Genomic DNA, 14,139 nt, shown 5'->3' with positions numbered 1-14,139 from the left:
AGAATAGCATTTTCTGGACATACTTTCAAGGGGAAAAACATATAAATAATGGTAACAGCGGAAACCGGGCTGCCATCTGGGGACAGGCAGACAGGTCTGGGGTGGAGCGATTTGGAAATGGTGCAAGGAGTAGGAAAATGGTGAATTATAGAAGATTGATTTCTTATATTTATGCATATGAAGGAAGCGCAAAGGGGAAAAATATAGGATTTGCCAAGCTGGAAACCAGAAGCGGCCAGTGCAGGTTGAATGTAAATGTAAAAAAGGTTTATTCAGGAGGAAGCGATCTGGGGGTGTATCTGCTGGCGCCTGATAAAGAGATTTTTCTGGGTAATATTTTTATTCACAATGGAGCGGGCGAGTTCAGAGCTGTGATTCCGATGGAAAATATTGGAGGATCTGGCTGTGCTATGGAAATCTGCTATGGCCTTTCCGTCCATGAAAAGGAAGAAGACTGGCGGGTGTATAAGACGATTTGGGAGGATGCAGTTACTCAGGCCGCAGAGGTAGATCTGGCAGAGGTAACGTCTCAGAATGTAGGGGATGAGAGCGAGCAGATCCATAGAAAGCTGACGGAACTGAATCAGGAAATTCAGGCAGAGGAGGAACGTCTGGAGGCGGAGAGAGCGAAATTAGTTTTAGAAGAAAAGGAACGGGAAGCGGCCAGGGAGGAGACGAAAGAGCCGGAGGAAGATGAAATACAGATTGAAAAGGCAGAGATGGCTTTAAAAGATGAAAAGGAAGGATCAGAGGCCCCGCATAGCGAAGAAGATGTGGAAGCAGGCGGTCAGGATCATCCGGAAGATAATCAGAGAATGGGAAGCGGTACCCAAATGCTTTTGCAGAACCTAAATAAAGTAGGAAATATATTGGGAATACTGCCGGCCGGACATGAGAAGCCTGTGGAAGAAAAAGAACAGGCCAGAGAGGAGGCAGCGCAGGAGCCATCAGAGCCATTAGCCTCCCATCCGGCTCGCGTTTCTTTGCCTCAGGAGGAGGAATTTCCTTTAGAAAATCCCGAAAAGCTGGCGCGTCTGGAGCAGGAAGAAAGCGCCGGCAGTCCGGAGCTTTTGTGGGAAGCCTTCCGAAAGCGCTATCCCAAGATACAGGCTTTTGACAGTCCGGGTACCATCGAGATTCTCACCATCCGTCCTCAGGATATCGGCCTTTTACCGAGGGAAAACTGGACGTATGGAAACAACAGCTTTCTGCTTCATGGCTATTATAATTACCGGTATCTGGTATTTGCCCGTGTAGGCGATGAGGCGCGCAAACGGGTACGCTATATTCTGGGGGTTCCGGGCCATTATTACAGCAGCGAAAAATATATGGCTTCCATGTTCGGGTTTCCGCATTTTGTTCTTGCCAAAAAACAGCCGGTTCAAAACGGCCGGTTCGGTTACTGGTATGCAGATGTCAGTATGGAAAATACGGACTGACAGGCCATGCATGGATCAGTCGATTCCACGGAGCCTGACGATTCCGGCATAGGGGGATACAATCCGGGCAAATTCCTCCATTTCTTCCCGGGAAAAGCTTTTGCAGGAATCGGGGGACAGTACCTGGCCGGACTCCTGATAAGACTGCAGAAAGTATTGTCCGCACCCCTGGATCCATGGCCCGATTTCCTCAAAATCACTTTTATCATGGAGGCCTTTTACAACGGTCGTACGAAATTCAAAGGGGACAGAACCATTTAAAAGAAAACGGATACTTTGGTCGATTCGTTCCAGATTCAGCCCGGTGCGCCCGCTTACATGCGCATAATGGCTTTTTCCTGCTTTGATATCCATAGCTACATAGTCTAAAAGCCCTTTTTTGCAAAGATTAATGAGCACATTCGGCTGGTATCCGTTTGTATCCAGCTTTACTGCCAGCCCAAGACTGCGGACAAACCGTATAAAATCCTCCAGATCTGGCTGCAGAGTTGGTTCTCCTCCGGTGATGCAGACACCCTCCAATATGTTCTTTCGTTTCCCTAAAAATGTCATTACTTCTTCCTGAGAGCAAAGTGCCTCAGTATCGCGTCCAAGCAGCTCGCTGTTGTGGCAGAAAGGGCAGGCAAAGCTGCATCCGCCGGTAAAGATCGTGGCAGCTACCTTTCCCGGAAAGTCCAGAAGCGTTGTTTTCTGAAGCCCGCATAATTTCATATTGATTGATCCTTCCTTTGCAAAATTTATGATTTTATTTATAATAGGATATTAGGGTCACAAGTCGTTTGACCTCAACGCATATAAGGAGATTGATCGTATGACAGAACAGGAAATTGCTTTGGCAAATGCAAAGGGACTTGAAACCCGCAGACGCCGCTGGGAGCAGAGGAATGAGAAAAAACGTCTGGCTGCCCTTGCGGCAGAGGAGGCTGCAAGAGCAGCCCGCCGGGCAGATGAAGCCTTTATGAAGGAAGCGGTTCGTCAGGCAAAAAAAGCGGCTGCGATTGGAGACGTCCCAATCGGCTGCGTGATTGTAAAAGAGGGCCGTATCATTTCCAGAGGCTACAACCGTCGGAATGCAGATAAAACGGTTCTTTCCCATGCAGAAATTACAGCCATAAAAAGAGCCTGCAAAAAAGAGGGAGACTGGCGGCTGGAGGATTGTACGCTGTATGTCACGCTGGAGCCCTGTCCCATGTGCGCCGGAGCCATTGTACAGGCCAGGATTCCCCGTGTTGTCATTGGATCCATGAATGCGAAGGCGGGCTGTGCCGGTTCGGTATTAAATATTCTTAAAGAGCCGGGATTTAATCATCAGGTAAAAGTAGAAACAGGTATTCTTGGGGAAGAATGTTCCTGTCTGATGACGGATTTTTTTAAAGAACTGAGGCGCGGATAAGGATTTGTTTACCGGGAGGCACTGTTTTTCTGCCATATTTTCAGACCCAGATACAGGGAAACTGCGTCCCGGAAGATCCGGGGATCGTATCCGGTTATTTTCGCAATGCGTTTCAGCTTATACTGAAGCGTGTTTTTGTGGAGAAACAGCCGTGATCCGGTATTTGTCAGTGACATATTCTCATCATAATACACCTGGAGGAGACGAAAATCATCCTCGTTCAGTCCGGAAACAGTCTTTTGCAGGTAATCTTTCTGACAGTCCGGATTTATGCTGTTTAACAGGATTTCTATATCCAGCTCTTCAAAACAGCAGAAGGGAATTTCTGAAAATTGTGCTGCTCCCAGAGAGGTCAATGCTTCCCGGTAGGAGTGGTATAGATGCGGCAGATTACAGGCAGTTCCCAGACCTGCTGAAAGAATGTCTTTTTGAATGGAAGCAAAATGCATTAATCGTTTTTTGCATTTTTGCTGCTCATCTTCAGGAATAAGAGCAATATATTCTCTGGGGTATTCAAAACAGCTGAATGCAATTCCAACGGACTGAAGAAGCTGTCTTAAATCCCGTTCAAACATGGAGATATTAGCCGGATGATACCGTTCGTTCAGCCGGATGCAGCACACCAGAAAGCGGCTGTCAGCTGAAAGCTGAAATTCTTCCAGACAGTTTTCTAAAAAACTGGGATCTGTTTCTTCGCAGTGGATCAGAGAATGAACCAGATACTGAATTTTCTCCTGTCTGGAACGGGTAGCGGCAGCCAGTTCCTGCTCACGGATTAAGAGATCTGTAATCCGCAGGGCAAGATAGCCGAATTTGCGTACCTCCTCCGGCGGTCCGCTGATCCCGATGACTGCAAGAAGGATTCCCTGATGAAAAACGGGAATATTTATGCCTTTTTGCGTTCCCTGAAAGCTGCCGTCATTCTGTACCTCGATTGTAGTTTTTATTTTGGCGGCTCGCTGCCCGATCTCATGAAATTCTCCGATCCGCTGTTTGTCTGTACTGGCGAAAATAGTGCCTGAAGGGGCGATGAAGTTGATATCTCTGCCGCATACATCCTTTACCGTATCCACAATCTGCTGTGCCAGACGGCGGCTTACTTTTGTGATCATCCATATCCTCCTGTCAGATCTGCTTTTTTACAATCTGGTACTCGTCTCCAAATCGATAGAAAGGACAGTCTTTGAATTCTCCCCGGATAAACCGGACCATTTCATCCTCATCCAAATCCTTTGTACAGATATAGCAGTCGTAATCTTCGTCGTATTCATAATTCATGCAGGATTCGCAGTTTGTTTGTGCCATGGCCGTTCCTTTCTTTGAATGTTTCTGTAATTTCTGCCATATTGTTACTGATAATATATTATAAAGCAAATTATAACATAAAATCAGTATATATAACATATCTATTTCCCTGTTTTACAGCTACAATAGAAGAGAAAACAGAGATTAAAACAGAAAATTCAGGTCCGTAAAGGAGGAAGTTCATATGAAGGTAACAATTGCAATTGATTCATTTAAAGGAAGTCTTTCATCTATGGAGGCGGGAAATGCGATCCGGACAGGAATTCATCGTGTTTATCCTGACGCTCAGGTAGAGGTGCGTCCTCTTGCGGATGGAGGAGAGGGGACTGTAGATGCCCTGGCAGCAGGAATGAATGGGGTGATTCACGAAATTTCCGTAACCGGCCCTTTGGGAGAACCCGTTACAGCACGTTATGGCATGATTGAAAGCACACAGACGGCTATTATGGAGATGTCCCAGGCTGCGGGCATTACATTAGTGCCTCCGGAAAAGAGAAATCCTCTTTATACTACAACCTATGGAGTTGGTGAGATGATACGGGATGCCATGGACAAAGGCTGCCGGCGTTTTATCATGGGAATCGGCGGAAGTGCAACCAATGACGGCGGTGTGGGAATGCTTCAGGCGCTGGGTTATGATTTTCTGGATGAAGAAGGAAAACAGGTACCCTATGGCGCGCGGGGACTGGAGCTTTTAAAAACCGTTTCCGGAGAAAATGTGCTTCCGGAACTTGCAGACTGCCAGTTCTATATTGCCTGCGATGTAACCAATAAGCTTTGCGGTGATCTTGGCTGCAGTGCAGTTTACGGCCCTCAGAAGGGGGCTGATCCGGAGATGATCCGCCAGATGGATCGGTGGCTGGAGCGGTATGCCCTTCTGGCCCGTCAGTCCTTCCCGAAAGCAGATCCCAATCAGCCGGGAACGGGAGCGGCAGGTGGTCTGGGATTTGCATTCCTTTCGTTTACAAATGCAGTGCTGGAATCCGGGATTAAGCTGGTATTAGAGGAAACTCGGCTGGCAGATTATATTAAGGATGCGGATATTGTAATTACAGGAGAGGGACGCATGGACGCTCAGACTGCTATGGGAAAAGCGCCGGAGGGTGTTGCCCGTCTTGCCAAAACCTTTGGAAAGCCGGTTTTGGCTTTTGCGGGTGCTGTAACCAGAGATGCAGCTGCCTGCAACAGTGCCGGAATTGATGCCTTTTTCCCCATTCTCCGCTCCGTTGTGTCCTTAGAGGAGGCCATGGATCTGGAAACGGCCGCATCCAATATGGCGGATACGGTGGAGCAGGTGTTTCGGGTGATCCGGGCGGCCGGGTTTGTGGGATGAGGCTTAAATCTCCTTGACAAACCCGCCCCCCAACGCTATACTAAATAGGCAATTCATTTATAACCCAGTCATAAGCTTTCCACGCAGCCGGGGAGATAGCGGTGCCCTGAACCTGCAATCCGCTCCAGCAGGGGTGATACCTTGCCTCGGGCAGAACATTGCGGAGCTGCCTTATGTAAGTGGCGTTGACGTTTGGGTCTTACGCAACGGGAATCTGTGAACCGTGTCAGGACAGGAATGTAGCAGCACTAAGCAGAAGCTCTCGTGTGCCGTAAGGCAGCCTGGATCGAGCTAACTGCATGAGTAACGTCCGTGATGCCTGCACAAAGCAAGGTGCGTGGATTTTATAATGAATATATGAGACCTGAGAAAAAGCAGCGCGGATCTGGCGGTGTATTCTCAGGCCTTTTTCGTTTTTATTTTACACTTGCCCCAATATTCCCTTTGCGCTATAATTACAAAATGGGTATAATATAACCATTCCTGCGTATCAGTGCCCACACGGCCGGTATGCAGAGTCTGACACTCTGAAATGGAGGAACGCAATATGAGAAGAATAGGAATCTTAACCAGCGGTGGCGACTGCCAGGCATTAAACGCTACTATGCGCGGTGTGGCAAAATCCTTATATAATATGCTGGATGATGTAGAGATCATTGGTTTTGAGGACGGTTATAAGGGGCTGATGTATGCAGATTACCATATTATGAAGCCATCCGATTTTTCCGGTATTCTCACTCAGGGCGGAACGATCCTGGGAACTTCCCGCCAGCCTTTTAAGCAGATGCGTGTGCCGGATGAGAATGGTCTGGATAAGGTAGAATCTATGAAGCATACCTATAGAAAGCTGAAACTCAGCTGTCTGGTCGTTCTCGGCGGAAACGGAAGCCAGAAAACAGCCAATCTCCTCAGCGAGGAGGGCCTTAACGTGGTTTCCCTGCCCAAAACTATTGATAATGATCTCTGGGGAACGGATATGACCTTCGGATTTCACAGTGCAGTGGAGATTGCGACCAATGCCATTGACTGTATCCATACCACAGCCGCTTCCCATGGCCGTGTATTTATTGTAGAGGTTATGGGGCATAAGGTAGGCTGGCTTACCCTTTATGCAGGCATTTCTGGCGGAGCCGACATTATCCTTCTTCCTGAAATCCCATATGATATCAACGTAGTCTGCGATGCGATCACAAAGCGTTCCAAAGCAGGCAAGCGTTTTTCTATTCTGGCAGTGGCAGAGGGGGCTATTTCAAAAGAAGATGCCGGCATGACGAAAAAGGAATTAAAGGAAAAGAAAAAGAACGGAGTGGTTTATCCGTCGGTTGCCTATGAGATTGGAGCAAGAATCCAGGAGGTGACAGGAAGCGAGGTCCGCGTCACTGTTCCAGGACATATGCAGCGAGGAGGAGAACCTTGTCCTTACGACCGTGTGCTTGCTACCAGACTGGGTGCGGCTGCAGCCAGACTGATTGCAGATGAGGAATATGGCTATATGGTGGCTTTAAAAAATAATGAGATTACCAAGGTGCCTCTCTCTGAGGTGGCGGGTAAATTAAAGACCGTGGATCCTGGATGCTCCATGATAAAGGAGGCAAAAATGGTCGGGATCAGTTTCGGAGACGAATAAGGAGCAGGCCCTATGTCATATATGGCTTTATACCGGAAATGGCGGCCGGTGTCCTTTGAGGATGTTAAGGGCCAGGATCCGGTAGTACAGACACTAAAAAATCAGATTACTTCAGATCGGATCGGTCATGCCTATCTGTTCTGCGGAACCAGAGGTACGGGAAAAACCAGTATTGCAAAAATCTATGCCAGAGCAGTAAACTGTGAGCATCCGATCGATGGAAGTCCATGCAACCAGTGTGCTTCCTGCCGCGCCATTTTAGAGGGAAGCTCTATGAATGTGGTGGAGATTGATGCGGCTTCTAACAATGGCGTGGAAAATATCCGGGATATCAGGGAACAGGTACAGTATCCGCCGACAGAGGGAAAATACAGAGTTTACATCATTGATGAGGTTCACATGCTTTCCATTGGAGCTTTCAATGCTTTGTTAAAAACATTGGAGGAGCCGCCGGCTTATGTGATTTTTATTCTGGCGACTACAGAGGTTCATAAGATTCCTATTACGATTTTATCCCGATGCCAGAGATATGATTTTAAGCGCATTTCTCTGGAAACCATTGCAGACCGGTTAAGAGAGCTGACTCAGGCAGAGCAGATCCAGGCAGAAGATAAGGCGCTAATGTATATTGCAAAGGCTGCTGATGGCTCTTTGCGAGACGGCTTAAGCCTGCTTGATCAGTGTGTTGCCTTCCATTACGGCAAACTTCTGACTTATGAAAATGCCCTTGAGGTTCTGGGGGCAGTGGATTCCAGCGTATTCAGCCGTATGTTCAATGCGGTTGCAGATGGGAGAACCCGCGACTGTATCACAGAACTGGAAGAAATTGTAATTCAGGGCCGGGAGCTGGGACAGTTTGTTACAGATTTCATCTGGTATCTGCGAAATCTTCTTCTGGTTCAGAGTGCAGATGATCCGGAGGGGTTAGTGGATCTGTCGGAAGAGAATCTAAAGCAGCTGAAGGCAGATGCTGTTAGGACAGACGGAAATACCCTTATGCGCTATATACGGGTATTTTCAGATTTGTCCAGCCAGCTGCGCTATGCCAGCCAGAAACGTGTTTTGCTGGAAGTTGCTTTGATCCGTCTGACACACCCGGCTATGGAGCCGGATCTGGATTCTGTTTTACAGAGGATTCATCAGCTGGAGGAACAGTTAGAGGATATAGAGGCCAGAGGAATCAGCGCAGGCCAGGGGACTTATGGAGCGGCAGGCAGTATGGCTGCCTTTGGAACTTGTGGCCTTCCGGGGCAGCCGTCAGCCGGCTCCGATCCTGCAGGCAGTTTGCAGCAGTCCCCTTCCGGTGATTCGGGACAGACGTCTGCCGGAATTTCAATGGGTTCAGCGGCAGAAACCATTTCCCTTCCCAAAGCGCAGCTGGAGGATTTAAACCTCATACGCAATGAATGGGCCAAAATTGTCCGCAGCATCGGCGGCGGAGCCAGATCCTATCTGCGGGATACCGTAGTAGAACCCGGAGGGGAAGGCTGTCTTACCATTGTATTTTTAGACCCTATGAGCTATGATATGGGCAAGCGCCCTACGGTGATTGGAGAATTGGAGCGGAAAGTAGAGGCTGCCTACGGCAAATCCATTTATTTTAAAACAAGACTGGCAGGCCGGGGTGAACGTCTGGATACTATTTACGTTACAAAAGAGGATCTGGAAGAAAAGATCCATATGGATATTACTTACGAAGACTGATATATTTTCATATAAAACAGGCCTGTAAAGGCCAGACAGAAAGAGGAGGAACATCACCATGGCAAAACGTGGCGGATTCCCGGGCGGTATGCCGGGAAATATGAATAATCTTATGAAGCAGGCACAGCGTATGCAGCGCCAGATGGAAGAGACAACAAAGGCATTAGAGGAAAAGGAATATACAGCAGCAGCAGGCGGCGGAGCGGTAACAGTAACGGTTTCCGGCAAAAAGGAAGTAGTTTCTATTAAGCTGGCAGAAGAGGTAGTGGATCCGGATGATATTGAGATGCTTCAGGATCTGATCGTGGCAGCTACCAATGAGGCCTTCCGCCAGATGGAGGCCGACAGTGCAGAGGCCATGTCCAGACTGACCGGAGGACTGGGCGGTGCTTTAGGCGGAGGCTTTCCTTTCTAATGGATTATTACAGCAGTCAGATCAGCAGACTGATCGAAGAATTGTCCAAGCTCCCCGGAGTAGGCGCAAAATCTGCTCAAAGACTTGCGTTTCATATCATAAATATGCCTAAGGAGCAGGTAGAACAGCTGGCAGGAGCCATGACCGGCGCCAGAAATAATGTCCGCTACTGCAAAGAGTGCTTTACGCTCACAGACAAGGAGCTTTGTCCAATCTGCAGCAGTACAAAACGCGACCACAGTACGATTATGGTAGTAGAAAACACCCGCGACCTGGCGGCTTATGAGAAAACCGGCAAATATAACGGAGTCTATCATGTGCTCCATGGAGCGATTTCTCCCATGCTGGGGATTGGCCCTAATGATATTAAGCTGAAGGAGTTAATGCAGCGCCTTCAGTCGGATGTGGAGGAAGTTATTATTGCAACCAATTCCAGTCTGGAAGGCGAAACGACAGCAATGTATATCAGCAAGCTGATCAAGCCGACCGGGATCAGAGTTACACGGATCGCCAGCGGTGTGCCCGTAGGCGGAGATCTGGAATACATCGACGAGGTAACGCTGCTTCGGGCGCTGGAAGGAAGGACCGAGCTTTAAAATGCCGCTTACGGCAGGGAGATGCATAAGATGGATAAATATGAGTTTAATTTAAGGATTGATCAGATTAAGAAGAAAATTGCCTCAGAAGATTTTGAGACAGCGATGAAGATCGCGGATACCATTGACTGGAGAAGAGTTCGCAATATCAATATCCTGTCTATGGTTTCTGGGGTTTATGAAAAAAATGGAGAATATCAGGAAGCAAAGGATATTCTCCTTCTGGCTTTTGAACGGGCCCCTATGGGAAAGCGCCTTCTGTACAAGCTGGCCGAGCTGGCAATTAAAGAAGGAAGTCCGGATGAGGCAGAGGATTATTACCGGGAATTTTGTGAGCTGGCTCCGGAAGACCCCAGACAGTACGTTCTGCGCTATTTGATTTTGGGAGCTAAGGGAGCGCCGGTAGAGCAGCTGATCCATACTCTGGAGCAGTACTGCAATGTAGAACTGGATGAGAAATGGCTTTATGAGCTGGCAGAGCTTTATAATGCGGCCCATATGGAGCAGCTTTGTGTGATGACCTGTGACAAGATTATGCTTATGTTTGGGACAGGAAAATATGTAGACAAGGCGATTGACTTAAAGGTTCAGTATGCTCCCCTTACAGACTATCAGATGGATCTGGTGGAAAATAAGGATAAATATGAGGCCCGATTGAAGGCTGTAGAAACAGAATATAATAAGAAAAAGCCTATGGTTCTTCCGATTGATGAGGAAGATGCACAGGAAGAGCAGGAAGCAGAGGATGCTTATGTGTATCAGCAGGAAGCAGCCTATACAAAAGAGCCTGAACCGGAAGAGAAAGTTTTAGAGGAGCAGCCAGAGACGGTGTTTGACGACGAAGAAACAGGGGAAGAAGAAGCCTTTTCCAATGCTGTACAGGAGCCTGAAGAGGAACAGGAGCTGTCCTGTGAGGAAGAAGAATCAGAAGCGGACAGTGAGCCGGAGGTGTCTTCTGAGCCGGAAGTTGTTTCCGGCTCATCAAAAGAAGACGAAACTCTCCGTGCACAGCTTCACGAGGCCGAAGCTCAGGAGGATCTTGCGAAGGAAATGTCCCGGCTGGCAGAGGAGCATGGATACAGCGAGGAAACTCAGGCGGCCCAGACACAGGTGCTGGCGGATATACGTCATTTGAAAAAAGGACCGATGTATAGCGGATCAAATCATCTGATGATTGAGGCAGATGAACCGGAAAAGGGTTTTGAGCTGGCGGTAAAGACATTAAAACGGATTCATCAGGAAACAGGCGCTAAAAATCAGGCTGCAAAGATTACAGGAGCCCGTTTAAATAACAGAGGAATTTTTACTCTGTCAGACAAGCTTACGGGAAAAGACCTGATTATCGAACAGGCCGGAGATATGAATGAGTCGATTCTTCAGGAGCTCAATCAGCTTATGGCAAGAGATGAAACCGGTATGAGTGTGGTGCTGATCGATACCGCAGAGCGTTTGGAGGAGCTCCACAAAACCTATCCGGGACTGGCTAAGAGGTTTGAGTGCATTGGGACCTCTGTGAAGGAGCAGGAGAAAGAAGCAGAGCCGGATAACCGTCCGGTTCGTGCGGTGAGGCTTCATGAAGCTCCTGCATCTGCGGCACCTGTCCGCATGAAAAAGATGGTTGAGCAGGAAGCGATAGAGACGAAGGGAAATGTTCTTCCGTCCCGTCCTGCGTATCAGGCAGCTTTTCACCCTTCTGAAACGGAAGAAGAGAAGAGGCCGGCAGCACCATCCGAAAAAGCTGGAGAAACAAGAGAGGCTGTACAGGCAGCTAAGCCGGCTGCGGCGAAACGCAGACAGGTAATTCCTCTGGTTCCCGAACCTCCGGTACAGACTGAGAAAGAGCCTGTTTTGGAAGAACCTGAGCAGGAAATGGATATTGATGAGTTTGCAAAATATGCCTGTGAATATGCCGGCAGTATTGACTGCAGTATTTCAGGCAAGAGCATGCTGGCTCTTTATGAACGAATCGAAATTATGGAAGAGGATGGGGAAAAGCTGACAAAGGCTGCTGCAGAAGCGCTGATCGAAGAGGCTGCAGATAAGGCAGAAAATCCGTCATTATTCAAAAAAATGACAGGGCTTTTCTCTTCCAAATATGACAAAGCAGGACTTCTTATTCTGAAAGAGGAGCATTTTATATGAAGAAACAGATTCGTTTGATTGCCCTTGATCTGGATGGTACACTTTTAGATGATCAGAAACAGCTGTCGGAAAATAATATACAGGCTCTGGCGGAATGTGCCCGTCGGGGCATACAGGTTGTACCAGCTACTGGACGCCCGGCAGATGGGGTTCCAAAGGAGCTTTGTGCGATCCCTGGAGTTCGTTATGCCATTACGACCAATGGCGGTGCAGTGGTGGATCTGGAAACCGGAAGGCGGTTAAGCCAGTGCGTTCTTTCTAATGAACAGGCACTTCAGATTTTGGACATAGTCAGACAATACCATGTGATGTATGATCCATATGTACAGGGACGCGGTATTACACAATCCAGTTTTTTTGAACATATGGAAGAATTTGGAATCAGTCCGGCTGTTCAGAAATTGGTGAGAGCTACCAGAGATGTAGTGCCGGATATTTATCAGTATATGGTTGAAACAAAAAACTGTGCTGAAAAGATAAACGTTTTTCTGGCAGATCTTTCAGACAAAGAGAGTTTGCGGGAAGAGCTGTCTTCTGTTGAAGGCCTTGCAATCAGCTCCTCCATGTATAATAATCTGGAGATAAATGCAGAGGCGGCGACCAAGGGAAATGCACTCTTGTGGCTGGCAGATCATCTTGGTATCCCCAGGGAAGAAACAATGGCTTTTGGAGATGGTGAAAATGATATTTCCATGCTGAAAGCGGCTGGAACTGGGGTTGCTATGGGAAATGCTTCTGACCATGTTAAGGCTGCTGCAGATGAGGTAACACTTACAAATGAGCAGGACGGAGTGGCAGCTGCCATCCAAACCTGGATACTTAAATAATAAATACCGAAAGAAGTAAGGCATGATAATGGAACACTGGCTGCCCATTGCGGCAGCCGTATTTTTGATAGGAATGGTTTTATATGGCCATCATAGAGGATTTTTGAGACAATGCGTTTCAGTGGGCGCACTGGTACTTACCATTTGTCTTGTGAAGATAGTCACGCCATCAGTGACAGAATTTATTGAGAGCAATCCTCAGATCCACAGCCGGGCAGCCGAGATTATTTTGACAATATCCGGTTGGAATGAATCGGGGAAGGACAACATACAGGCGCCGGCCTCTCAGAGAACAGTCATTGAAGGATTGAAATTGCCCCAGTTTATAAAGGATATGCTGATAGAAAATAATAACAGCGAGTTTTACAATATTTTGGGAGTGGAGCAGTTTGCAGAATATATTACAGCATGTCTGGCTGATATGGCAATCCATGTTGTCTGCAGTGTGCTTATTTTTATTTTAAGTTATGTCCTGATTCGTTTTTTGATTTACTGGCTGGATCTGATTGCGAGACTTCCCATTATATGCGGTTTAAATCAGCTGGCGGGAGCCTTTCTGGGATTGGCTCAGGGGCTTTTGATTTTATGGATTGCAGGCATAGTGCTGAAATTTTTTGAAGCCGCACCCATAGGACTGATTCTTGAACAGCAGATTCGCGCCAGCAGCTGGCTTTCGTTTCTGTATCAATACAATCCCCTGGATTTTCTGTTCAGCGGTTTTATAAGAGGAAATTTTTAATAAAGGCTGTATATTTGTGCGCTGCCGTATATTTACGGAAGCGCATATTTAATATATTCACATAATAATATCTTCAATTTAAATAATTCAAGCGTAAACAGCAAGTTTATGCTGCGATCGGCTCTGTTTTTTAAATCACTATATATAGGAATATGTTTGTAAAATGCGCATATATTGTGGTTTGGGCTTGGGCGTAAACTTTCATTAAAAATTGTTGAAAAAAATGGAACAAATTCCCTTGACATTTAAACGGTAAAATGCTATATTATAATTCCACTGCGAAAACAGTGGAAATGACTTTGAAAAAAGTTAAAAAAGTTGTTGACAGATACAGTTGCTTGTGATAAGATATAAAAGTTGCTGTTGAGAACAAAAAACAACAACGAAAAATAAAATAAAAAAGTTGTTGACAAGCAAAACGACTTATGATAGAATGTCAGAGTTGCTTGCGAGCGACAACAAAGAAGTTCCTTGAAAATTGAAGATTAAACAGTATGTAAAACCCTGAAAATTCTAATAATTCAAAAGGTTTGGTTTAGACCTTAGGATTTGAGAAAATTCAGAACAAAAACCAAGTAAAACGGTTTAAGATAACATTAGCCAAGCTAAGTAATCTTGA

At 46.9% G+C, this 14,139-nt stretch carries 13 protein-coding genes and 1 other RNA gene; 11 read left to right on the top strand and 3 right to left on the bottom strand.

Annotation, left to right across the window (positions count from 1 at the left end):
• The first annotated feature begins 137 nt into the window (after nucleotides 1–137).
• Nucleotides 138–1,439, top strand: a complete 1,302-nt coding sequence (locus ACZM6M_RS12545; protein WP_081422789.1) for a DUF6128 domain-containing protein — start codon at nucleotides 138–140, stop codon at nucleotides 1,437–1,439.
• 15 nt (nucleotides 1,440–1,454) lie between these two features.
• Here the strand turns inward: ACZM6M_RS12545 and ACZM6M_RS12540 are convergent, their stop codons facing one another.
• Nucleotides 1,455–2,150 (bottom strand): anaerobic ribonucleoside-triphosphate reductase activating protein, encoded by a 696-nt coding sequence (locus ACZM6M_RS12540; RefSeq protein WP_337933690.1) that lies wholly within the window; start codon nucleotides 2,148–2,150, stop codon nucleotides 1,455–1,457.
• A 100-nt stretch (nucleotides 2,151–2,250) separates the two neighbouring features.
• Between ACZM6M_RS12540 and tadA the strand changes: the two genes are divergently transcribed.
• Nucleotides 2,251–2,832: a tRNA adenosine(34) deaminase TadA gene (tadA, locus tag ACZM6M_RS12535; protein ID WP_337433491.1), complete on the top strand. Its 582-nt coding sequence runs from the start codon at nucleotides 2,251–2,253 to the stop codon at nucleotides 2,830–2,832.
• A gap of 8 nt (nucleotides 2,833–2,840) precedes the next feature.
• On the opposite strand, the gene ACZM6M_RS12530 is transcribed toward tadA, so the two are convergent.
• Nucleotides 2,841–3,944: a CdaR family transcriptional regulator gene (locus tag ACZM6M_RS12530; protein ID WP_337433492.1), complete on the bottom strand. Its 1,104-nt coding sequence runs from the start codon at nucleotides 3,942–3,944 to the stop codon at nucleotides 2,841–2,843.
• Between the two features lie 13 nt (nucleotides 3,945–3,957).
• Nucleotides 3,958–4,137: a DUF6472 family protein gene (locus tag ACZM6M_RS12525; protein ID WP_337433493.1), complete on the bottom strand. Its 180-nt coding sequence runs from the start codon at nucleotides 4,135–4,137 to the stop codon at nucleotides 3,958–3,960.
• Nucleotides 4,138–4,321: 184 nt separating this feature from the next.
• Between ACZM6M_RS12525 and ACZM6M_RS12520 the strand changes: the two genes are divergently transcribed.
• The 9 genes from ACZM6M_RS12520 (at nucleotide 4,322) to ACZM6M_RS12480 (ending at nucleotide 13,520) form a co-directional block, all read left to right on the top strand.
• Nucleotides 4,322–5,470 carry a glycerate kinase family protein gene (locus ACZM6M_RS12520; protein ID WP_066542979.1) on the top strand — a complete coding sequence of 383 codons (1,149 nt, stop codon included), beginning with the start codon at nucleotides 4,322–4,324 and terminating at the stop codon, nucleotides 5,468–5,470.
• Nucleotides 5,471–5,549: 79 nt separating this feature from the next.
• Nucleotides 5,550–5,811: signal recognition particle sRNA large type (gene ffs, locus ACZM6M_RS12515), an RNA gene on the top strand.
• 206 nt (nucleotides 5,812–6,017) lie between these two features.
• A complete protein-coding gene (locus tag ACZM6M_RS12510) occupies nucleotides 6,018–7,097 on the top strand; it encodes a 6-phosphofructokinase (RefSeq protein ID WP_066542978.1) in 1,080 nt (359 codons plus the stop codon).
• Nucleotides 7,098–7,109: 12 nt separating this feature from the next.
• Nucleotides 7,110–8,801, top strand: a complete 1,692-nt coding sequence (gene dnaX / locus ACZM6M_RS12505; protein WP_418926395.1) for a DNA polymerase III subunit gamma/tau — start codon at nucleotides 7,110–7,112, stop codon at nucleotides 8,799–8,801.
• A 58-nt stretch (nucleotides 8,802–8,859) separates the two neighbouring features.
• The gene (locus ACZM6M_RS12500; RefSeq protein ID WP_337434542.1) at nucleotides 8,860–9,216 is read left to right on the top strand and encodes a YbaB/EbfC family nucleoid-associated protein; all 357 of its coding nucleotides are present in this window, start codon (nucleotides 8,860–8,862) and stop codon (nucleotides 9,214–9,216) included.
• Nucleotides 9,216–9,812 (top strand): recombination mediator RecR, encoded by a 597-nt coding sequence (recR, locus tag ACZM6M_RS12495; protein ID WP_066542971.1) that lies wholly within the window; start codon nucleotides 9,216–9,218, stop codon nucleotides 9,810–9,812. The genes ACZM6M_RS12500 and recR overlap by 1 nt, the downstream gene beginning before the upstream one ends.
• Nucleotides 9,813–9,842: 30 nt before the next feature.
• Complete coding sequence (locus ACZM6M_RS12490; protein WP_337933711.1) at nucleotides 9,843–11,954, top strand: hypothetical protein; 2,112 nt, start codon at nucleotides 9,843–9,845, stop codon at nucleotides 11,952–11,954.
• Nucleotides 11,951–12,781, top strand: a complete 831-nt coding sequence (locus tag ACZM6M_RS12485; RefSeq protein ID WP_340277314.1) for a Cof-type HAD-IIB family hydrolase — start codon at nucleotides 11,951–11,953, stop codon at nucleotides 12,779–12,781. The genes ACZM6M_RS12490 and ACZM6M_RS12485 overlap by 4 nt, the downstream gene beginning before the upstream one ends.
• A 22-nt stretch (nucleotides 12,782–12,803) precedes the next feature.
• Nucleotides 12,804–13,520 (top strand): CvpA family protein, encoded by a 717-nt coding sequence (locus tag ACZM6M_RS12480; protein ID WP_337434545.1) that lies wholly within the window; start codon nucleotides 12,804–12,806, stop codon nucleotides 13,518–13,520.
• The last annotated feature ends 619 nt before the right edge of the window (nucleotides 13,521–14,139 follow it).

It is taken from the genome of Enterocloster sp., assembly GCF_057861365.1.
The sequence above is the reverse complement of the archived record's forward strand: the minus strand, read 5'-3'. Positions and strand labels throughout refer to the sequence as shown.

Excerpts from the sequence above, each read along its gene's own strand:
- ACZM6M_RS12525 (WP_337433493.1), bottom strand. The coding sequence starts at position 4,137 with ATGGCACAAACAAACTGCGAATCCTGCATGAATTATGAATACGACGAA.
- ACZM6M_RS12510 (WP_066542978.1), top strand. The coding sequence starts at position 6,018 with ATGAGAAGAATAGGAATCTTAACCAGCGGTGGCGACTGCCAGGCATTA.
- ACZM6M_RS12520 (WP_066542979.1), top strand. The coding sequence starts at position 4,322 with ATGAAGGTAACAATTGCAATTGATTCATTTAAAGGAAGTCTTTCATCT.
- recR (WP_066542971.1), top strand. The coding sequence starts at position 9,216 with ATGGATTATTACAGCAGTCAGATCAGCAGACTGATCGAAGAATTGTCC.
- ACZM6M_RS12530 (WP_337433492.1), bottom strand. The coding sequence starts at position 3,944 with ATGATCACAAAAGTAAGCCGCCGTCTGGCACAGCAGATTGTGGATACG.
- ACZM6M_RS12480 (WP_337434545.1), top strand. The coding sequence starts at position 12,804 with ATGATAATGGAACACTGGCTGCCCATTGCGGCAGCCGTATTTTTGATA.
- tadA (WP_337433491.1), top strand. The coding sequence starts at position 2,251 with ATGACAGAACAGGAAATTGCTTTGGCAAATGCAAAGGGACTTGAAACC.
- ACZM6M_RS12500 (WP_337434542.1), top strand. The coding sequence starts at position 8,860 with ATGGCAAAACGTGGCGGATTCCCGGGCGGTATGCCGGGAAATATGAAT.
- ACZM6M_RS12540 (WP_337933690.1), bottom strand. The coding sequence starts at position 2,150 with ATGAAATTATGCGGGCTTCAGAAAACAACGCTTCTGGACTTTCCGGGA.
- ACZM6M_RS12545 (WP_081422789.1), top strand. The coding sequence starts at position 138 with ATGGTGAATTATAGAAGATTGATTTCTTATATTTATGCATATGAAGGA.
- ACZM6M_RS12490 (WP_337933711.1), top strand. The coding sequence starts at position 9,843 with ATGGATAAATATGAGTTTAATTTAAGGATTGATCAGATTAAGAAGAAA.
- dnaX (WP_418926395.1), top strand. The coding sequence starts at position 7,110 with ATGTCATATATGGCTTTATACCGGAAATGGCGGCCGGTGTCCTTTGAG.
- ACZM6M_RS12485 (WP_340277314.1), top strand. The coding sequence starts at position 11,951 with ATGAAGAAACAGATTCGTTTGATTGCCCTTGATCTGGATGGTACACTT.